We start from the raw sequence: 18,972 nt of genomic DNA, 5'->3' as shown, positions 1-18,972 counted from the left end.
AGGGGAGTCAGGCCCGGCGCCGGCGGGTCCAGGAGAAGCCGACCAGACCGGTGATCGCGGCGATGACACCACCGGTGACGGTCCAGACCCAGCGGGACGAGAAGTCCGGCAGCCAGTCCATCGAGATCGCCGTGTCCTGTTCGGAGGATGCGGACGGCGCCGGCGCCGGCGTGGTCAGCACCTTGCCGGGCCGGTTGCCGGCGACCAGCGGCGCGGCCAGTTCGCCCTGGTCGGCGCCGGTGTCCCCGGTCGGCGCGGTGAGTGCCAGCCGCACCTTGACGGGCAGGCCCAGGTCCTTCTCCGGCAACTCGGTGCTGGACAGTTTCACGTAGTAGGTGCCCGGCAGCGGGTCGCCGTCCCACGGTTCGGCCCAGGAGCGGACCTGCCGGAGGCGGCAGCCCAGGACGACCTCGGTGGCGGCGGCCGCGGCGACCGGGCTCTGTTCCCCGCCGACGCAGGCCTGCCGGCGCCGCAGCCCGTCGAAGACCTCGACGTTCCACGACTGCGGTCCGGACCGGTCGCCGGCCTGCGGCAGGGCCACGGTGATCGCCAGTTCGGGCCGCTGCCCGGCCTCGGCCGGGAACTGCCAGTACAGGTAGTCGCCGGTGACGGCGTCCATCTCGACCCGCTGCTGCGGGGCGATCGTGACCGCGGTCAGGAAGGAGGTGCCCGCGACACTGGTGATCGGGACCGGCCCGGCCGAGGGGTCGGCCAGGGCCAGAAGCGCGGCGGCGGTGATGAGTGCTTGCATGATCAGTTCTCTCCCCACTTGGCGACCCACCAGCGGGTCAGCCAGCCGGCCAGCACACCGGCGGCCAGGCCGGCGATCGCGAGCACGAACAGCAGCAGCCAGCCGCGGCCGAGGCCCGGCGCGTCCGGGGTGTCCGACGCGGCGACCAGGTCGATGCTCAACTCGACCGGCATGCCGGGGGCGCCGGCCGAGGTGGTGGACGCGAACGAGTTGCTGACGATCAGGCAGACGTCCGATCTCGCCGACAGGTCCGGTTCGGCGTCGCCGGACCAGCGCAGGCCGGTGGAGAGCACGTCGGCGCGCCCGCTGCCGGCGTCGACTCCGCGCACCAGTTCCCGGCCGTCCGTGGTGGCGGCCTTGAGCAGCACCCCGTAGTCCCGGTTCAGCGGCCGGTCCAGGGCGATGCTGACCGAGGCCCGCAGTTCGTCGCCCTCGGCGACGGCGACCCGGTAGAAGCGGTGTTCGCCGATCAGCTCCCGGTCGGTGTAGACGCCGGCCGACAGCAGCGGAGCGGTGACGCAGTCCTTCGCGCCGGTGACCACGGCCGGGGTGACCGGCGGCGGCAGGGCGGCCCGGCCGACCAGCTGTTTGATCCGGTCGGTCAGCTCCTCCTCGCTCTTCGCGGAGGCGTAGGTGCCGCCGGTCGCCTGGGAGATGCAGACCAGCTGCTTGCGGGTCTTCTCGTCAGGGGTGAGGCCGAGCGTGTCGACGACCAGGCTGGTGCCGGCGGCGGCGAGTTCACGGGCGACGGTGCACGGGTCGGGCGGGGTGCAGGTGTCCTCCCCGTCGCTGATCAGCACGATGCGGCGGGCCGATCCGGCGCCGTCCAGGTCGGCGGCCGCCTCGCGCAGCGCGAGGCCGATCGGGGTGTAGCCGGTCGGTTTGAGGGTGGCGATGGCGTTCTTGGCCGCGACCCGGTTGACCGGCCCGACGGGCACGATCTGCTGGGTGTCCTTGCAGCCCAGTTTCTTGTCGTCGCCGCCGTAGGTCGCGCCGAGTACCCGGATGCCCAGCTGGGTGGTCTCCGGCAGGGCGTCGACGACCTCGTCGAAGGCCCGTTTGGCGACAGTCATCCGGGTCTCGCCGCCGATGTCGGCGGCTTTCATCGAGCCGCTGACGTCGAGGACGAGCTCCACCACGGGGGGTTCGGGCCGGGGTTCGTCGGCGTGGGCGGGGGTGGTGCCGAGGAAGGCGGAGGCCGCGATCAATCCTATTGCTGCCACTATGGACAGTTTCTTGTGGATCACGCGGCAAGATCATAAACATGCCTCGGCGGTACGGACGTGACGGCTCCCCGCCCTGCCGGTGGGTGACCGGCCCGACACCGGCCGTTCTTTTCAAGGTCATGTGGACGGTCGCCGCCGATCCGATGAATGCCCGGTGAATTGATGGCCAAGCGGTGAGGTTTGGCACTGATTTCAGCGGATTTCTGATGGGCGGGCCGGTCGTACGCTGCTGTCCCGAGCAGGCATGTGCAAACCCGGAGTCAGAAATGCCCGAGGAGATCGGCCGCTACCAGAAGATCACGCTCTTGGGAAAGGGCGGAATGGGCGAGGTGTGGGAGGCCACCGACAGCCACACCGGGCGCACCGTGGCGCTCAAGCTGCTCACCTCCGCCGCCCTGCTCGACCCGGAGCTGCGGGAACGCTTCCTGCGGGAGATGCGCCTGGCCGCCGAGATCGAGAACCCGTATGTGGTGGCGGTCTACGATTTCGCCGCGACGCCGTCGCCGTACATCGCGATGCGCCTGATCCGCGGGATCACCCTGGCCGAGGAGATCCGCACCGCCCCGCTCGACCCCGCCCGGGCGGTCGACATCGTGCAGCAGATCGCGTCCGCGCTGGCCTCCGCCCACGCGAAGGGCCTGCGGCACCGGGACGTCAAACCGTCCAACATCATGCTGGAGCGCGGGCACCGGCAGGGACGCGACCACGCGTACCTCTTCGACTGGGGTATCGCGCACCGGATCGACACCGCCGACCCGGAGATCACCCGCGGCGGCCAGATCGTCGGCACCCCGTCCTACATCGCGCCGGAGCGGCTGCTCGGCACCCGGTCGGACCATCGCGCCGACATCTACTCGCTGGCCGTGGTGCTCTATCAGGCGCTGACCGGCAAGCTGCCGTTCGGCGACACCGGCCGCCCGTTCCCGCTGCGGGCCCACCTGTTCGACCCGCCCCGGGCGCTGCCGCCGAGCATCCCGCCGGCTCTACGGAAGGTGGTGGAGAAGGGACTGGCCAAGGACCCGGACGAGCGCTACTCCAGCGCCGGTGAGTTCGGCGACGAAGCGTGCGCTGCCCTGAATCCGTCTGCCCCGTCGCGTTCGTGGCAGTCCCGGGAGGTGGTCTGGCCGTCCGTCGGCGGGGTGACCGGCACGGCCGCCGGCGCGGTCCTGGCCGCCGGCGGCATGCTCGACCCGGTGTCGGCGCTGTGGGCGCTGCCCGCGCTGGCCGCGGCCGGCGCCTTCCTCGGCTGGGGCATCCGCCCGCCGGAGCCGCCGGCCGGCCCCGGCGACGCCACGCGGCTGATCGGCCCGGGAACAGTGGTATGAGCGGCCACACCGCCGACGGCGCCCGGCAACGGGCGGCGGCACGAGGGCCGGTGCTGCGGCTCCTCGCGGTCGCGGTGGCGGTGCTCCTGATCCTGGTCGTCGTCTGGCAGGTCGCCCGGCGGGACGAGGAGGTCCCGGCCGCCACCGGGTGCGCCGGCAGGCAGACGAACGTGATCGGCATCGTCGGCTCGGAGAAGGAGGCGTTCCTGCGGGACGCCCGGGTCGTCGAGATCTTCCGGTGCGCCGGGCTGAACCTGCGCATCGACCCGGACGGGTCGCTCGACATGGTCGCCCGACTCTCCGCCGGGACCGCCGGATACGACTTCGCCTTCCCATCGAGCACCCCGGCCGCAGAGAAGATCATGGAGAAGCTCGGCGTCGCGGAGTCCTTCAGGCCGTTCTCCTCGGTGATGGGTGTGGCCACCTTCGCCCCGGCCGTGGAGGTGCTGCGCCGGGAGAAGGCGGTGGAGACGGTCGACGGCCGGGACGTCGTCTCGATCCAGCGGCTGATCGAGATGGCCCGCGCCGGAAGGACCTGGAAGCAGATCGACCAGGCCTCGGCGAACGGCGGCGTGGTGCTCCTGCGGACCACCGATCCGGCCGACTCCAACTCGGCGGTCATGTTCCTCTTGATCGCGTCGGCGGTGCTCAACGGCGGCAAGCCGCTCGCCGGGGTCGACGACCTGCCGAGGGTGATGCCGGACCTCTGCCGGCTGGTGTCCTACCAGGGCCAGAAACCGGACACCAGCGGCGTGCTGTTCGAGGAGTACCTCACCGACGGTGTGCGCCGGACCCCGATGGCCCTGGTCTACGAGTCGCAGTTCCTCGACCGGGCGTCCCGGCACCGGGTGCCGGACGGCGGCGACCACCGGATGCTGTTCCCGAACCCGACCGTCCACGCCTGGCACACCCTGGTGCCGCTCACCGGGCCCGGCGGCGCCGCCGGGCGCCTGCTGCGCGACGACGCCACCCTCAAGGACATCGCCGCCGAGTACGGCTTCCGCCCGCAGGGCCGCGCCCTCGACGACCGTCCCACCCCGCCGGTCGTGGTCGAACCCCCCGATCACCAGGTCCTCGAGGCGATGCTCGGCCGGTTGGAGTCACTCCGCAAGACCGGAACCTGCCCACCGTGACCACGCGGCAGCCCGGCGGTCGCGCCGCGGCCCGGGCCGCGGCGGACCTCGCGTGGTGGTCCGGAACGGGTGGCTGCGGCTGGGGCGGCCGACGGCGTACCCGATGAGGGTCTTGATCTAGCGGTAGGCGGCGTGGCCGGTGAGGGCCTCGCCGATCACCAGCGTGTGGATCTCGCTGGTGCCCTCGTAGGTGAGGACCGACTCCAGGTTGTTGGCGTGACGCAGAGGGGAGTACTCCAGGGTGATGCCGCTGCCGCCGAGGATGGTGCGGCACTCGCGGGCGATGGCCAGCGCCCGGCGCACGTTGTTCAGCTTGCCGACGCTGATCTGGTGCGGCTTGACCCGCCCGGCGTCCTTGAGCCGGCCCAGGTGCAGAGCCAGCAGGGCGGCGGTGTTCAGGTCGACCGCCATGTTCGCCAGCTTCTCCTGGGTGAGCTGGAACGCGGCGATCGGCTTGCCGAACTGGACGCGGGTGGTGGCGTAGGCGATGGCGGCCCGCAGCGAGTCGAGCGCGGCGCCGGTCGAGCCGAAGACGATGCCGAACCGGGCCTCGCCCAGGCAGCTCAGCGGGGCGCCGAGGCCGCGCGCCTCGGGCAGCCGCGCGGAGTCGGGCAGGCGCACCTCGTCGAGGACCAGCTCGCCGGTGACGGAGGCGCGCAGCGAGAGTTTCTGCTTGATGGTGTGGGTGGTGAAGCCGGGCGTGCCCCGGGGGACCAGGAAGCCGCGCACACCCTCCTCGGTGCGGGCCCAGACGGTGGCGACGTCGGCGATGCTGCCGTTGGTGATCCACATCTTGGAGCCGTTGAGGATCCAGTCGTCACCGTCACGGACCGCGCGGGTGCGCATGCCGGCCGGGTCACTGCCGAAGTCGGGTTCGGTCAGGCCGAAACAGCCGATCGCCTCACCGGCCGCCATCCGCGGCAGCCACTGGAGCTTCTGCTCCTCCGACCCGTACTTCCAGATCGAGAACATCGCGAGGGATCCCTGCACCGAGACGAAGCTGCGCAGGCCGGAGTCGCCGGCCTCCAGCTCCAGACAGGCCAGGCCGTACGCCACCGCGCTCGTCCCGGCGCAGCCGTAACCGTCCAGGTGCATGCCGAGGACGCCGAGCTTGCCCAGCTCAGGGGCGAGCTCGCGGGGGAAGGTGCCGGCCTCGAACCACTCCGCGACGTGCGGCCGCACGTGCTCGGCCACGAACCGCGCCACCGTCTCGCGGATCTGCCGTTCCTCGTCGCTGAGAAGACTGTCGATGTCCAGCAGATCGAGCGGATCGGTGATGGTCATGCGCTGATTCTGCACCGGCGGGCTCGTCAGTGTCCTCTCAGCCACCATGATCTAGCCTTCTGATCATGGTGGCATCGATCCCTGGACTCAGCGACCTCGTCGATCCGGCCGTCCGAAACTCCGTCGCGGAGTTCCTGGCGAACGTGGAGACCGAATTGCTCGTCGCCGTGGCCAGCCCGGACCCGCTGATCGACGAGGTGGCCCGGCACCTGGTGCGGGCCGGTGGCAAGCGTTTCCGGCCGCTGACCGTGGCGCTGTGCGCCCAGCTCGGCGACCCGGACCGCCCCGAGCTGCTGCCGTCGGCGGTGATGATGGAGCTGACCCACCTGGCGACCCTCTACCACGACGACGTGATGGACGAGGCGCCGCTGCGGCGCGGCGCGGCCAGCGCGAACTCGCGGTGGAGCAACCGGATCGCCGTCTACGTCGGTGACTACCTGCTGGCGCGGGCCGCGCGGATGGCCGCCGGGCTCGGCGACGAGGCGGTCCGCCTCCAGGCGAGCACCCTGTCCCAACTGGTCCGCGGGCAGCTCGCGGAGACCGTCGGCCCGCGCGGCGGCGACCCGGTCCGCCACCACCTGCGTGTGGTCGAGGACAAGACCGCCTCGCTGATCGCCACGTGCGCCCGGTTCGGTGGCCTCTTCGCCGGGCTGCCCGAACGGCACGTCGTCACGCTCGCCGAGTTCGGCACCGCGATCGGCATCGCCTTCCAGCTCTCCGACGACCTGCTCGACATCGCCTCCGAGTCGGCCCAGTCCGGCAAGACTCCCGGCACCGACCTGCGCGAAGGCGTGCCCACGCTGCCGGTCCTCTACGCGCTCGCCGGTGACGAGAGCCCCCGCCGTCTGCGGGAACTGCTCTCGAAGGGCCCGCTCACCGACGACGAGGAACACGCCGAGGCGCTCGGTCTGCTGCGCGAGTCGGCCGCCCTCAAGCAGGCGCGCGAGACGGTGCACGGTTACGCGGAGGCGGCCCGGCGCAGCGTCGCCACCCTGCCCGGCGGGGCGGCCCGGCGCACGCTGGAGCACCTCTGCCACTACATCACCGACCGAACCGGCTGAAAACCTCCGCTTTGCCGTCTTCCTGCCGATAAAACTGTGTGATTTCCCCGGAATGACACAGCAGGGAGCGAGATGCGCGGCGAACCGGTCCGGTCCTCCGACGACGGGTTCTCCGTCGTCGAGTTGATCGTGGCGCTGGCGGTGATCAGTGGCGCGATGGCCGGTCTGGGCGCGTTCTTCGTCAACGGCAGCAGCGCCGTGGCCCATCAGCGCGATCAGCGTCAGGCGGTGCAGGTCGCGGCCAGCGCGATGGAGCAGGTGCGTGGCCTCAAGGGCAGCTCGCTGCTGCTGGGCCGCAGCGCGATCAAGGTCAAGGAGCAGTGGGACCGGGCTCTGACCGGTGCCGCCCGCCCGAAGATCAAGCGATACCTGGACAGCATGCAGCGTGTCTCGGACCCGGAGATCACGGACCCGCTGTCCACCGCCGGGGCTGATGCGGCCGTCTCCACCTCGACCCAGACCATCAATGTCGGCACCTCGGCCTACCAGCAGGAGATCTTCGTCGGCAGGTGTGACATCTACTACATGCGTGCCGACGACTGCGTGAACCCGACCGTCGGCACGCCACCCAGCAACGTGGCCGAGATCCTGAAGTACTTCCGGGTCGTGGTTCTCGTCACCTGGCCGAACAAGGCCTGCGCCGCCGGCACGTGCGGCTACCTCACCTCCACCCTGATCGCCTCGGAGCCGGTCGAGCCGACGTTCGACTCCAAGGCCGGCGTCCCGGACCTGGTCACCACCGAGATGTGGTTCTACGCGAACGCGACCGACAACAGGACGCAGCGGCTCGACGTCGACCACGGCCAGCAGCCCAACAAGTGGTCCTGGGGGACCCTGCCGTCCTGGCTCACGATCACCGCGAACAACGGTCTCGTCACCCCCGGCATACCGCCCACCGTCGGCGACTTCAAGACCACGGTGACGGTCACCGACGTGCTCGGCCGCTCGGACAGCGGAGTGATCACGTGGCACGTCGTGACGCCGCCGACCATCACGGTGCCGGCCAACACGACCAGCCGGGTCGGCGAGGCGGTGAACCTGGCGGTGACCGCGGCGCAGGGCGTCCCGAAGCTCGTCCTGAGCTCGACCAATCTGCCGCCGGAACTGGACATCACCAGCACCGACGGGCCGGCCGCGGGCACCGTCACCGGCGCCATCACCGGCACGTTCACCCTGCCCGGCGTCCACACCTTCCGGGTCACGGTCGAGGACGCCAACGGCAAGACGGCCTTCAAGGACATCACCCACACGGTCATCCAGCAGCCGCTGGCCCTGACGGCCGTCCCGGCCCAGAAGATCAATCTTGGTACGGCGATGAACCTGACCCGGGTGGCGACCGGTGGCTTCGGGACCTACACGTACAGCGCTGCCAACCTGCCGGAAGGAGTGACGATCGCGCCCGCGACCGGCCTGCTCTCCGGGACTCCCAAGTACGCCGGCCGGTACGTGCCGACGATCACCGTCACCGACGGCGCCGGGGCGGTGGTCAGCCGCACCTTCGAGCTCGTCGTGGACACGAAGACCGCACTGACCTTCACGGCGCCGGCTCCGGTCGGCGCGGACCGGGTCACCGCGGTCGGCGCCGACACGACTCTGGAGCTCGCCACCAATGCCGACGTGCTCCTGGTGAAGAACGTGTCGTACGAGGCGACCGGCCTGCCGCCGGGCCTGAGGTGGAACAACGGGAAGGACGCCATCGTCGGTAAACCGACCACGGCCGGCACCTACCTGGTCACGGTCACCGCGAGCAGCAAGCTTCTGCCGCCGCAGACCGCGGTGATGACCTTCATCTGGACGATCAGTTGAGTCCGCGGGGCAGGACGGGCGCCCGGACGGTTTCCGGCGACGGGGGCTACTCCCTCATCGAGGTGGTGGTCGCGATGACGCTCATGTCGTTCATGACGGTGGTGATCGTCGGCGCCACGGCGGAGATCTACTCCGGCACGAAGCGGATCGACAACACCGCCGAGGTACGCGACCAGGTCGACAACAGCTTCCGCCGGCTGGACCGGGAGATGCGTTACGCGAACTGGGTCTCCAAGCCCGGATACGTCCCCGCTTCCGGCTCCTGGTACGTGGAGTTCGCCACCCCGGACGGATGCCGGCAGCTCAAGCTCTCCAAAGGCGTGCTGACCATGGCCAGTTGGAAGGCGGACAGCCCGCGGGGCGCCCCGATGCCGCTCGCCGCCGGGATCGAAGTGATCAGCGGCGGCCCCGACCCGATCGTCCGGTACCGGCCGGGGGACCAGCCCTACCTGTCGGCCAGTCCCAGCTCCGGGATGGGCGCGAACTATCAGCTCGTGTTCCAGCAGGTCAGGCTGCGTTTCACCATCAAGGCGGGTTCCGTCACCCTGCCCTTCGACTCGGTCTTCACCGCTCAGAACACCGACAAGGACACCACCGAGACGAACCCGTGCGATGGAGGAAGGGTATGAATGTGACGTTCCGTCGTCTCTCCGGTGACGACAGGGGCTCGCTGCCCATGGCGATCCTGGTCACCACCATCGGACTGGTTCTCTCCGCGGCGATGCTGCCGCTGATCGTGCGGCAGGTCACCTACACCCGGGCCTTCCAGGACCGCAGCTCCGCTCTGAACGGCGCCCAGGTCGGTCTCGACATGGTGATGGCCCGGGTCCGGGCGGCCGCCGACGTGAACTCCAGCAGCGACGTCGCGGGCCGGCTGGAGGACATGCCGGGCTGCACGTTCAGCGGCGACGCGGGGATCGACGGCACCGGTGAGCGGCTGCTGTACTCGGTGAAGATCACGTACCGCAACCAGGCCGGCGAACAGCTGGCCTGCGACCCCCTGACCGAGCTTCCCACCTCCGCCACCGTGGAGTCGGTCGGCAGCAGCACCACCGAGACCCGGACGGTCACCGCGACCTACAGGTTCACCACGACGAACAACAACATCCCCGGCGGCGCCATCTGGGTCTCCTCGCCCACCGACAGGCCCCTCTGCCTGGACGCCATGGTCCGGCCGCCGGCGCCCGGCGCGGCGGTGCTGATGCAGCGGTGCAGCGGCAGCAGCACCCAGCAGTTCGCCTACACCGAGAAGCTGTACCTCAAGCTGATCAACTCGGAGACGGCGGCCAACAAGGAAGGCATGTGCCTCTTCTCGGAGGTGCCGCACGCCGCCAACAAGGCCGTCGTCTTCCAGGCATGCCCGTCGACCGAGAAGCCGACCGGCGTCTACCAGTGGAGCCTGGACGGCAGCAGCCGGTTCCACTCGACGAGCGCGACGCAGGCGATCGAGAACCTCTGCGTCAACGTGAAGACACCGAACACGGTGGGCAGCGGCGTCATCCTCGCCACCTGCACCGCGAACAACAGCACGAACATCTTCCGCTCGGACCCCAAGATCGGGGCCGGCATGGCCGGTGACGCGACCAACCAGCTGGTCAACTTCGCCCAGTTCAGCCGCTGTCTCGACGTCACCAACCAGAACACCGCCAGCACGTACATGATCGCCTGGTTCTGCAAGCAGAGCCCCAACAGCATCGTCGACTGGAACCAGATCTGGGAACACCCCGTCCCGGACAAGGCGAAGAAGGAGATCTCGAAGAAGGGCCCCATCGTCGTCACCAAGGACGGCATCAAGTACTGCCTGAAATCGCCGATGAGCGCCGCCGGCGACGCCTACGTGACGGTGGAGAAGTGTGTCACCAACTACGCGACCCTCTACGCCTCGGCAACGGACAAGAGCGCCTTCGGGTGGACCGTCTTCCACGACACCGGCTCGTACGCCAGCAGCTACCGGATCCATGACAACAGCGCGAAGGGCGGGCTCTGCCTGCAGCCCACCGACCTCACCGCCGCCGTCAAGGACACCCACTCGGACGGCACCAGCAAGGTCAAGGTGGGCGTGTGCAGCGCCTCCGAGCTGCAGAAATGGAACGCTCCGCCAAACCTGAGCGTGCCGACACCGATCACCGACGTCACCGAGAAGTAGCACCCCGGACGGCCCGGCCGGTCCCGGCCGGGCCGTTTCAGTTCGCCGGGTAGAAGTTGCCGTAGACGTCGAGGCCGGCTCCGCCCGCGCTGGTGGCGACGGCCTCGTAGGTGTCGCCGCCGGCATTGCGGCCGCCCGCCGGATAGGTGTACTTGGCGGTGAAGGTGTAGGCGCCCGGGGCCAGAGTGTCCGCCGAGGCCAGGGTGAAACGGTAGAGGAAGGCGCCGGGTTCCTCGGTGACCGCCGTGCTGACGCTGGCGCCGGAGGTCTGTTTGGTGCCGCCCCGGGACACCAGCCCGGCGGTACGCGCCACCCGGATCACCACCTCCAGGGACGTGAGCTCCTCGGTGGTCTTCAGGGTGACCACGCTCGCGCCCTGGGTGTCGCCGCTGTCCGGGTCGATCGAGCCGTCCGACCAGAGCGGTCCCTGACTGACCCGGGTGAGCCCGGGCTGGCCCCGGGTGAGGGTGGCCGACGGGGTGGCCGTGGCGGACGGGCCGGTGGTCCGGCTCGGCGAGGCGGTCCGGCCGGGGGACGGCCTGGTGGTCTCCGGTGCACCGGTGGCGGGCTGGGCCGGAGCGGAGGGCGCCGGGGAGGCTGAGGCGGAGTCTGAGGCTGAGGCGGTCGTGACGGCCGGGACCGGTGTGGCCTCGTCCCGGTCGTCGGCGCCGGCGAGCGCCCATGTGCCCACACCACCACCGCCGAAGACGATGACGACCGCGGCGACCACGGCGGACAACCGCACCCGCGGCGCCCGCCTGGCGGTGACGGAGCGGCACCGGCCGTGGCCGGTGTCCTGAAACGCGGACCTGGTGATCCGGTCCAGCATGGCGTCGCGGTCCGGCCGGTGCGTGGCGGCCTCGGCCCGCATCGCCGCCCGGAGCTGGTCGTCGGAGAGTCTCATCGTGCCGCCTCCCAGCCGTCGATGCGGACATGGTCGCCCAACAGTTCGGCGAGCTGCTTCGCGCCGCGTGACGTCGCGCTCTTCACCGCACCGACGGAGATGCCGAGCATCGTGGCCACCTCGCGTTCCGGCAGGTCGAAGGCGTAACGCAGCACCACGCAGGCGCGGCGGCGCTCCGGCAGGCGGCTCAGGGCGCCGCGCACGTCGAGGACCGCCGGCACGTCGGTGTCGCGCGAGCGGCGCAGCGACCCGAACGACAGCAGCCGCTCCCGGCCGCGGCGGCGCACCCAGTTGCGGGCCAGGTTCATCACGATGCCGTGGCCGTAGGCGGCCGGGTCGCCGGCCGCGGTCACCCGGTCCCAGTGCCGCCACACCTCGGTCAGCGCGTCGGCGGCCAGATCGTCGGCGACATCGGATTCGCCGGTCATCAGGTATGCCAGACGCGACAGAGAGGCATGATGCCGCTCGAAATACGCACGGAACGCGTCGTCGCGCATGCACCCCCCTCTCACTCGCCGACCGGATCTCATCCCCCGGACCGGACGACGGTAGAGATCATGACCGGCCCGCGGCAAGGACTGCTCGGCCGGTGAGACGCGAATATCACCCGAATCGTCGGCGGAGTAGGTTCTCCCGGTGGAGACCGGCTGGCTGCTCATCTCGATCGCCACCGGCCCAGCTCTCCTGCCCGCGTTGAAAGGCTCTCCCATGCGCTGTGCCGTGCTCGACGACCTGCAGGGTGTCGCCACCACCATCGCCGACTGGTCGCCGCTGGCCGGGCGGGTCGAGGTGGTTCCGTTCACCTCCCACCTGAGCGGTGAGGACGCCCTGGCCGAGGCGCTCGCCGGCTTCGACATCGTGATCACCGTCCGGGAACGGGTGCCGTTCCCGGAGTCGCTGCTGGCCCGGCTGCCGAAACTGCGTCTGCTGATCGCGACCGGCCGGCGGAACACGGTGATCGACTTGGACGCGGCCCGGCGGCTCGGGATCACCGTCTGCGGCACTGACGCCGTCGGTACCCCGACCGTCGAGCTGACCTGGGCACTCCTGCTCGGTCTGGCCCGTGACCTGGTCACCGAGAACACGGCGTTCCGGGCGGGCGGGCCGTGGCAGAGCACACTCGGGGCCGACCTGCACGGCCGTACCCTCGGAGTGATCGGTCTCGGGCGGATCGGCGGGCCAGTCGCCCGGATCGGCGGCGCCTTCGGCATGGACGTGCGGGCGTGGAGCCGCAACCTCACCGCGCAGCGCGCCGCCGAGTTCGGGGCCGCTCTCGCGCCGTCGCTCGACGAACTGCTAGCCACCAGCGACTTCGTCACCGTTCACGTGCCGCTGACGGAAAGCAGCCGGGGCCTCGTCGACGGGCGGCGGCTGGCCCTCATGAAACCGTGCGCCTACCTGGTCAACACCGCTCGCGCGGCGCTCGTCGAACCGGCGGCCCTCCTCGCGGCGCTGCGCGCCGGCTCGATCGCGGGCGCGGCCATCGACGTCTTCGACACCGAGCCGCTGCCCCTCGACGACCCATGGCGTACGGCGCCGCGACTGCTCGCCACACCCCATCTCGGGTACGTGTCCCGCGCCAACTACGAGCTGTACTTCCGCCAGGCGGTCGAAGCCGTCGAGGCCTACCTGGCCGGCGCGCCGATCCGCCTCCTGTAGGACTCAGCCCGCCCCGGCCGGGCCGCTTCGGACGGCGGCCCCCGGCCGGTCAGTGCTCGTCGGCGAGCAGACGGTCCAGGAAACGGGCCGGGTCGGCGAGGAAGGCCCGGGTCAGGGCCACCGGCTGCGCCTGGTCGAAGTCGACCCGCTGGATCGGGCCGTCCGGGGTGATCTCCAGAATCGTGGCGCCGGGGGAGGCCAGCAGGACCGGCGAGTGGGTGGCGATGATGAACTGGCTGCCGGCGGCCACCAGGTCGGCGATGCGCAGCAGCAGGGCCAGGCAGCCGTGCACGGACAGGGCGGCCTCCGGCTCGTCGAGCAGGTAGAGCCCGCCCGGGCCGAAGCGGTGGGTGGCCAGGTCCAGGAACGACTCGCCGTGTGAGCGCTGGTGCGGGGACACGCCGCCGTAGGAGGCGAGCAGCGAGTCGCCGAGACGTTCGATCTCGGTGGCGACGTTGTAGTAGGACTCGGCGCGCAGGAAGAAGCCGGTGCGTGGCCGGCGCCCGGGCGGCCGGACCAGAGTGAGGTGGCCGCCGAGGGAGGACTCGCTGGCGCGGGTGGCGAAGTTGAACGACGTGCTGCCGCCCTCGGGATTGAAGCCCGCCGCGACCGCGATCGCCTCGATCAGGGTGGACTTGCCGCTGCCGTTGTCACCGGCCAGCAGGGTCACCGGGGTGGGGAGACGCAGGTCGCCGCCACCGGCCAGGGCGCGGACGGCGGGGAGGCTGAACGGGTAGCCGTCGTGGGGGACGCCGTCGAGCCGGATCGCCTTGATGAACACCGCCGCACGGTACCGCGCCGCGGAGAGCGGCCCGCCCGATCGCCGGCGGCGCGTCCGGCACGCGCCGCCGGCGAGCCGGGTGGGGTCAGTCCTCGCGGGGAACCGGGACGGCGGAGACGCGCCAGATGCGGGCGGCGTAGTCGGCGACCGTGCGGTCGGAGCTGAAGAAGCCGCTCAGGGCGGTGTTGAGGACCGACATGCGAGTCCATCGCGCCTGGTCGCGCCAGGCCACCTCGACGTCGTCCTGGCACTGGATGTAGGAGCGGTAGTCGGCGAGGGTCAGGTACTCGTCCCGGCCCAGGAGGCTTCCGGCCACCCGGTGGCCGACGTCGCCGAAGACGCCGGAGGTGAGGGCGTCGACGGCGGCGCGCAACTCGGCGTCCTGGTCGTAGTGGCGCCGCGGGTCGTAGCCGTCGAGGCGGGTCTGCGCGGCCTGGTAGGCGTCCATGCCGAAGAGGAAGAAGTTCTCGGCGCCCACGCGGGCCCGGATCTCGATGTTGGCCCCGTCGAGGGTGCCGATGGTGACGGCGCCGTTGAGGGCGAGCTTCATGTTGCCGGTGCCGGAGGCCTCCTTGCCGGCCAGCGAGATCTGCTCGGACAGGTCGGCCGCGGGGATGATCCGCTCGGCCAGGGAGACGTTGTAGTTCGAGGGGAAGACGACCTTCAGGTACGGCGAGACGACCGGGTCCGCGGCGATCCTGGCGCCGACCGTGGCGATGAGGTGGATGATGTCCTTCGCCGCGTGGTAGGCCGGGGCGGCCTTGCCGGCGAACAGGACCGTGCGCGGCACCCAGTCGCCGCCGGGATCCTCCCGGATCCGGTGGTACTGGGTGATCACGTGAAGCAGTTTGAGCTGCTGCCGTTTGTACTCGTGGAACCGCTTGATCATCACATCGGTGAGCGAGTCGGGGTCACCGGCGGCCAGGTCGACCTTGTTGGCCCGTTTGATGGCCCACCAGCGCTCCAGGAACGAGGCGTCGTCGGCGAGCGGTTCGAGTTCGGCGAGGCGGTCCAGGTCGCGGATCCAGCCGTCGTCGCCGAGGCCCTCGGTGATCAGGTCGGCGAGGCGCGGATTGGCGATCCGCATGAACCGGCGGGGCGAGACGCCGTTGGTGACGTTCTGGAACTTGGCCGGCCACAGCTCGGCGAAGTCGTCGAGCACGGTCTCGCGCAGCAGCTTCGAGTGGAGTTCGGCGACGCCGTTGACGGCTTCGGTGCCGACCACCGCGAGATGCGCCATCCGAACCCGGCGATCCGGTTCCTCCTGAATGATCGACATCCGGCGCAGCCGGTCGTGGTCGCCGGGGAAACGAGCCTCCACCTCGCGCAGGAACAGCATGTTGATCAGGTAGACGATCTCCAGGTGCCGGGGGAGCAGCTTCTCGAACATCCGCACCGGCCACGTCTCCAGCGCCTCCGGCAGCAGGGTGTGGCAGGTGTAGGCGAACGTCTTCCGGGTGATCTGCCAGGCGGCGTCCCAGTCCAGCTCGTATTCGTCGACGAGCAGCCGCATCAGCTCCGGGATGGCGATGGTCGGGTGCGTGTCGTTGAGCTGGATGACCGTCTTGTCGGCGAACGTGTCCCAGCCCTCGTTGCGCAGCCGGAACCGCCGGATGATGTCCCGCAGCGAGCAGGAGACCAGGAAGTACTGCTGTTTGAGGCGCAGCTCCCGGCCCAGCTCGGTGCTGTCGTCGGGATAGAGCACCTTGCTGATGTTCTCGGCGCGGACCGCCTCCTGCACCGCCTCGGCGTACTGCCCGGCGGAGAAGCTGGTCAGGTCGAAGGACGCCTCGCTGGCGTGGGCCTTCCACAGCCGGATGATGTTGACGGTCTCGGTGCCGAAACCGGGGACCAGCATGTGGCTGGGCTCGCCGAGCACGATCTCGCCGGGCACCCAGCGCTTGCGGGCCGGCGAGCCGGGCAGCGGCTCGGTGTGCCCGTAGAAACCGACGGTCTGCCGGTCGTCGGGTGCCGGGAACTCCCACGGATTGCCCTGGAAGGCCCAGTCGTCGGGATGCTCGGTCTGCCCGTCCTCGGCGATCGACTGGCGGAAGATGCCCAGGTCGTAACGGATGCCGTAGCCGACCGCCGGAATGTCGCGGGTGGCCATCGAGTCGACCAGGCAGGCGGCGAGCCGGCCCAGACCGCCGTTGCCGAGGCCGGGCTCCACGTCGAGGTCCTCGACGTCCTCCAGACTGAAGCCGAGCGCCTTCACTGCTTCCGCGGCCAGCTCGCCGGTGCCGGAATAGAGCAGGTTCTGTTCGAGCTGGGCGCCGAGCAGGTATTCCGCGGAGAGGTAGTAGACCCAGCGGGGGTTGCTGGCGTAGTGCGCGGCGGCGGTGCGGGCCCGCCGCTCGGCGAGACGGTCCCGCACGGTCTGGGACAGCGTCTCGTACGCGTCCCGCGCGCTCGCCGACTCGACGGTGGTGCCGCGACGGTAATAGAGGTTGCTCAACAGGTCCTGCTGGAACTCATCGGGGGTCATGCCCAGTTTGCGTAGACCGATGCCCTGTCGAAGATCCATGCCGCCATTGTGCCCGGCTGAGGTTTCCGGTGACCGCCCTTCCTACTTCCGGGGAGCTAACGACCGCGATGTCCGGTTGCCGCACCACAGTCGTCCCCAGTGGAAACAAAGGCCGCAGGGGTTCACCCGGCCGTCGCAGTGCCCCACCCTCTCTGGGGCCGCACGGCCGGGGTGGGACACTCCTTCGGTGTTGGGCTCGCTGCTGCCGTCATCCGTGATCACCGCTGAGGCGTTCGCCGACGAGGAGGAGGAGCCCTGCTTCCCCGGCGAGGAGGACCTGATCGCGACCGCGGTCGCGAGTCGCCGCCGCGAGTTCGTCACCGCGCGCCGATGCGCCCGCGAGGCCCTGGTCGCCCTGGGGTTCGATCCGGCGCCGATCCGGCGCGGCCCGCGCCGTGAGCCGATCTGGCCGGCCGGCGTGGCCGGCAGCCTCACCCACTGCGCCGGCTTCCGTGGCGCGGCCGTCGCGCGGATCGAGGACATGGCGGGCATCGGCGTCGACGCGGAACCGCACGCCCCGCTGCCGCCCCGGGTGCTCGGTGTGGTGACCGCCGACGGCGAGGTCGACCACCTGGCCGCGCTGTCGGCGGAGGACCCGTCCGTCCACTGGGACCGGTTGCTCTTCAGCGCCAAGGAATCGGTTTACAAGGCGTGGTTCCCGTTGACCCAGCGCTGGCTCGGCTTCGAGGACGCCGCCCTGCGGATCGACCCGGTCCGGCGGACGTTCGCCGCGCGGATCCTGGTGGAGAGCCCGTGGGAGACGCTGCACGGGCGGTACCTGATCGGGAACGGTCTGGTGGTGACGGCCGTGTGCATCGACCGTCACCCCGGCGCCGGCCCGTGGACCGGGCCGGCCGGTCAGTCGTAGTGCTGCAGCCGTGGCCAGATCACCGACCACGGCTCGGCTGGCCGGCACACGTAGACACGAGTGCCGACCTCCTCGTTCTCCACCCCGGCCGAGTTGCGCAGCGTCGCCCGCGCCACACACGCCCCGATCAGCTCCGAGGCCCGCTCCGGCGACGTCTGCAGGACGGCGACCACGACCTTCTTCGAGTCCGGTGGCGGCCCGAACCGGTGCAACTCGTTGTGTCCGCTGTAGGCCTTCGGCAACCGCAGCGGGGGCCCGTACCGGTCCAGGGCGCCGGCCTCGCCGTAGTTGCCGGTGAACAGCACCGTCCGGCTCTGATCAGTCGCGGACAGCCCGGCGTACACCGTGCCGATCTGCCACACGTACTCGCGCCAGCCGATCTGGTCGGCGATCGTCTGGTTGGCCTCCGCCGGCGGCGTCCCGGCGACGGCCCTCTCGCCGATCACCGGCAGTGACATCACGATCCCGGCCAGGGACATGACCACCGCCCCGGCCGCGACCAGCGCCCGGCGCCCGCGCCGCCCGGTCAGCCACCGCTCGACCGGCACCGCGCCGATCGCGAACAACCCGAAGAGCAGACCCACCGGATAGTACGGCTGACCGGCCGTCACCAGCACCAGCACCAGCATCAGCGGGTACGCCACAGCGATCGCCCGCACCCGCCGCAGCCGCGGATCGCGGACCAGCGTGACGATCCCGGCGATCCACACCGGCGGCAGCGTCAGGAACGCCAGTTGCAGCGGCAACAGCATGGCCCGGGACTCGGCGCCCTTGTTCTCCGCGATCGCCGCCGCCATCTCCGCCTGCGGGAACCCGTTCACCACCTGGTAGATCAGGTTCGGTGAGCCGACCGCCACGGCCAGGATCACCCCGACCCACAGGTGCGGCGAGCGGAACACCGCCCGGGGCCCGGCCAGCGCCAGCCCCGCGGCCAGGCACAGCAGCAGGAGCACCACCAGGTGCTTGTTGTAGAGCCCGAGCCCGGCCACCACTCCGGCGCCCAGCCAGGCCCGTGGCCGCTCCCAGAGCAGCGCGCGCATGACGAGGAAGAGCACGCCGAGCCAGATCAGCATGTCGGTGGTCCCGGTCGAGGAGACGTGCGCCGACGACAGCGGGAAGACCCCGAGTACACCGGACGCGGCGATCGACTGGGCGACCGTGCCGCCGCCCGCCTCCCGGGCGATCGCGGCGGCCAGGACCGCGGTCAGCCCGAGCAGCAGCGCGGCCGGCACCCGGGCCGCCCACAGCGTGTCGCCGAACATCTCGGTCCCGAACCGGACCAGCAGCGGCGTGAACGGCGGCTGATCGATATATCCCCACTGTGGATGCTGGCCGAGAAGGCGGAAGTACAGCTCGTCGCGGTGGTAGTCGTATCTGTTCGCGGTGATCAGAAGCAGTAGCGTGACGCCGATCCCGATCAGACAGACCGGCCACCCTGCGAAAGGCCGCCGAGCAGACTCTATACGCTGGGTCTCCGTGACGTCACTGAGTGCATCGACCACGA

At 70.7% G+C, this 18,972-nt stretch carries 16 protein-coding genes; 8 read left to right on the top strand and 8 right to left on the bottom strand.

Annotated features, from left to right (window positions below):
• Positions 1–7: 7 nt before the first annotated feature.
• Positions 8–751 carry a peptidase gene (locus QLQ12_RS22390; protein WP_282762244.1) on the bottom strand — a complete coding sequence of 248 codons (744 nt, stop codon included), beginning with the start codon at positions 749–751 and terminating at the stop codon, positions 8–10.
• A gap of 2 nt (positions 752–753) precedes the next feature.
• Positions 754–1,998: a VWA domain-containing protein gene (locus tag QLQ12_RS22385; RefSeq protein WP_282762242.1), complete on the bottom strand. Its 1,245-nt coding sequence runs from the start codon at positions 1,996–1,998 to the stop codon at positions 754–756.
• Between the two features lie 245 nt (positions 1,999–2,243).
• Here QLQ12_RS22385 and QLQ12_RS22380 point away from each other — a divergent pair, with 245 nt between their 5' ends.
• Positions 2,244–3,302, top strand: a complete 1,059-nt coding sequence (locus QLQ12_RS22380; RefSeq protein ID WP_282762240.1) for a serine/threonine-protein kinase — start codon at positions 2,244–2,246, stop codon at positions 3,300–3,302.
• Positions 3,299–4,435 carry a hypothetical protein gene (locus QLQ12_RS22375; protein WP_282762239.1) on the top strand — a complete coding sequence of 379 codons (1,137 nt, stop codon included), beginning with the start codon at positions 3,299–3,301 and terminating at the stop codon, positions 4,433–4,435. Before QLQ12_RS22380 ends, QLQ12_RS22375 begins: the two co-directional genes overlap by 4 nt.
• A 117-nt stretch (positions 4,436–4,552) precedes the next feature.
• Here the strand turns inward: QLQ12_RS22375 and QLQ12_RS22370 are convergent, their stop codons facing one another.
• Positions 4,553–5,719: an acyl-CoA dehydrogenase family protein gene (locus QLQ12_RS22370; RefSeq protein ID WP_282762238.1), complete on the bottom strand. Its 1,167-nt coding sequence runs from the start codon at positions 5,717–5,719 to the stop codon at positions 4,553–4,555.
• Between the two features lie 65 nt (positions 5,720–5,784).
• Here QLQ12_RS22370 and QLQ12_RS22365 point away from each other — a divergent pair, with 65 nt between their 5' ends.
• The 4 genes from QLQ12_RS22365 (at position 5,785) to QLQ12_RS22350 (ending at position 10,732) form a co-directional block, all read left to right on the top strand.
• Positions 5,785–6,780, top strand: coding sequence for a polyprenyl synthetase family protein (locus QLQ12_RS22365; RefSeq protein ID WP_282762237.1), 996 nt, complete (start codon positions 5,785–5,787; stop codon positions 6,778–6,780).
• A gap of 72 nt (positions 6,781–6,852) precedes the next feature.
• Positions 6,853–8,586: a putative Ig domain-containing protein gene (locus QLQ12_RS22360; RefSeq protein WP_282762236.1), complete on the top strand. Its 1,734-nt coding sequence runs from the start codon at positions 6,853–6,855 to the stop codon at positions 8,584–8,586.
• Positions 8,587–8,660: 74 nt separating this feature from the next.
• Positions 8,661–9,215 (top strand): hypothetical protein, encoded by a 555-nt coding sequence (locus QLQ12_RS22355; RefSeq protein ID WP_282762235.1) that lies wholly within the window; start codon positions 8,661–8,663, stop codon positions 9,213–9,215.
• Positions 9,212–10,732 (top strand): ricin-type beta-trefoil lectin domain protein, encoded by a 1,521-nt coding sequence (locus QLQ12_RS22350; protein WP_282762234.1) that lies wholly within the window; start codon positions 9,212–9,214, stop codon positions 10,730–10,732. The genes QLQ12_RS22355 and QLQ12_RS22350 overlap by 4 nt, the downstream gene beginning before the upstream one ends.
• A gap of 37 nt (positions 10,733–10,769) precedes the next feature.
• Here the strand turns inward: QLQ12_RS22350 and QLQ12_RS22345 are convergent, their stop codons facing one another.
• Both QLQ12_RS22345 and QLQ12_RS22340 read right to left on the bottom strand, forming a co-directional pair.
• Positions 10,770–11,636 (bottom strand): hypothetical protein, encoded by an 867-nt coding sequence (locus tag QLQ12_RS22345; protein ID WP_282762232.1) that lies wholly within the window; start codon positions 11,634–11,636, stop codon positions 10,770–10,772.
• Positions 11,633–12,133 carry a SigE family RNA polymerase sigma factor gene (locus QLQ12_RS22340; RefSeq protein WP_282762231.1) on the bottom strand — a complete coding sequence of 167 codons (501 nt, stop codon included), beginning with the start codon at positions 12,131–12,133 and terminating at the stop codon, positions 11,633–11,635. The genes QLQ12_RS22345 and QLQ12_RS22340 overlap by 4 nt, the downstream gene beginning before the upstream one ends.
• 139 nt (positions 12,134–12,272) lie before the next feature.
• On the opposite strand from QLQ12_RS22340, the gene QLQ12_RS22335 reads away from it, so the two are divergent.
• A complete protein-coding gene (locus tag QLQ12_RS22335) occupies positions 12,273–13,295 on the top strand; it encodes a D-2-hydroxyacid dehydrogenase family protein (RefSeq protein WP_282762230.1) in 1,023 nt (340 codons plus the stop codon).
• A 49-nt stretch (positions 13,296–13,344) separates the two neighbouring features.
• Here the strand turns inward: QLQ12_RS22335 and QLQ12_RS22330 are convergent, their stop codons facing one another.
• Complete coding sequence (locus QLQ12_RS22330; RefSeq protein WP_282762229.1) at positions 13,345–14,076, bottom strand: AAA family ATPase; 732 nt, start codon at positions 14,074–14,076, stop codon at positions 13,345–13,347.
• An 85-nt stretch (positions 14,077–14,161) separates the two neighbouring features.
• On the bottom strand, positions 14,162–16,600 hold the full coding sequence (locus QLQ12_RS22325; RefSeq protein ID WP_282762228.1) for a glycogen/starch/alpha-glucan phosphorylase: 2,439 nt from the start codon (positions 16,598–16,600) through the stop codon (positions 14,162–14,164).
• 187 nt (positions 16,601–16,787) lie between these two features.
• On the opposite strand from QLQ12_RS22325, the gene QLQ12_RS22320 reads away from it, so the two are divergent.
• On the top strand, positions 16,788–17,468 hold the full coding sequence (locus QLQ12_RS22320; RefSeq protein WP_282762227.1) for a 4'-phosphopantetheinyl transferase family protein: 681 nt from the start codon (positions 16,788–16,790) through the stop codon (positions 17,466–17,468).
• Here the strand turns inward: QLQ12_RS22320 and QLQ12_RS22315 are convergent.
• Positions 17,459–18,970, bottom strand: a complete 1,512-nt coding sequence (locus QLQ12_RS22315; protein WP_282762226.1) for a glycosyltransferase family 39 protein — start codon at positions 18,968–18,970, stop codon at positions 17,459–17,461. The genes QLQ12_RS22320 and QLQ12_RS22315 overlap by 10 nt on opposite strands.
• Positions 18,971–18,972: the final 2 nt, after the last annotated feature.

It is taken from the genome of Actinoplanes sandaracinus (genome assembly GCF_030009775.1).
GTDB classification, from domain to species: domain Bacteria; phylum Actinomycetota; class Actinomycetes; order Mycobacteriales; family Micromonosporaceae; genus Actinoplanes; species Actinoplanes sandaracinus.
This window is presented reverse-complemented; position numbering and strand designations above follow the sequence as displayed.

Excerpts from the sequence above, each read along its gene's own strand:
- QLQ12_RS22390 (WP_282762244.1), bottom strand. The coding sequence starts at position 751 with ATGCAAGCACTCATCACCGCCGCCGCGCTTCTGGCCCTGGCCGACCCC.
- QLQ12_RS22380 (WP_282762240.1), top strand. The coding sequence starts at position 2,244 with ATGCCCGAGGAGATCGGCCGCTACCAGAAGATCACGCTCTTGGGAAAG.
- QLQ12_RS22375 (WP_282762239.1), top strand. The coding sequence starts at position 3,299 with ATGAGCGGCCACACCGCCGACGGCGCCCGGCAACGGGCGGCGGCACGA.
- QLQ12_RS22370 (WP_282762238.1), bottom strand. The coding sequence starts at position 5,719 with ATGACCATCACCGATCCGCTCGATCTGCTGGACATCGACAGTCTTCTC.
- QLQ12_RS22365 (WP_282762237.1), top strand. The coding sequence starts at position 5,785 with ATGGTGGCATCGATCCCTGGACTCAGCGACCTCGTCGATCCGGCCGTC.
- QLQ12_RS22360 (WP_282762236.1), top strand. The coding sequence starts at position 6,853 with ATGCGCGGCGAACCGGTCCGGTCCTCCGACGACGGGTTCTCCGTCGTC.
- QLQ12_RS22355 (WP_282762235.1), top strand. The coding sequence starts at position 8,661 with ATGACGCTCATGTCGTTCATGACGGTGGTGATCGTCGGCGCCACGGCG.
- QLQ12_RS22350 (WP_282762234.1), top strand. The coding sequence starts at position 9,212 with ATGAATGTGACGTTCCGTCGTCTCTCCGGTGACGACAGGGGCTCGCTG.
- QLQ12_RS22345 (WP_282762232.1), bottom strand. The coding sequence starts at position 11,636 with ATGAGACTCTCCGACGACCAGCTCCGGGCGGCGATGCGGGCCGAGGCC.
- QLQ12_RS22340 (WP_282762231.1), bottom strand. The coding sequence starts at position 12,133 with ATGCGCGACGACGCGTTCCGTGCGTATTTCGAGCGGCATCATGCCTCT.
- QLQ12_RS22325 (WP_282762228.1), bottom strand. The coding sequence starts at position 16,600 with ATGGATCTTCGACAGGGCATCGGTCTACGCAAACTGGGCATGACCCCC.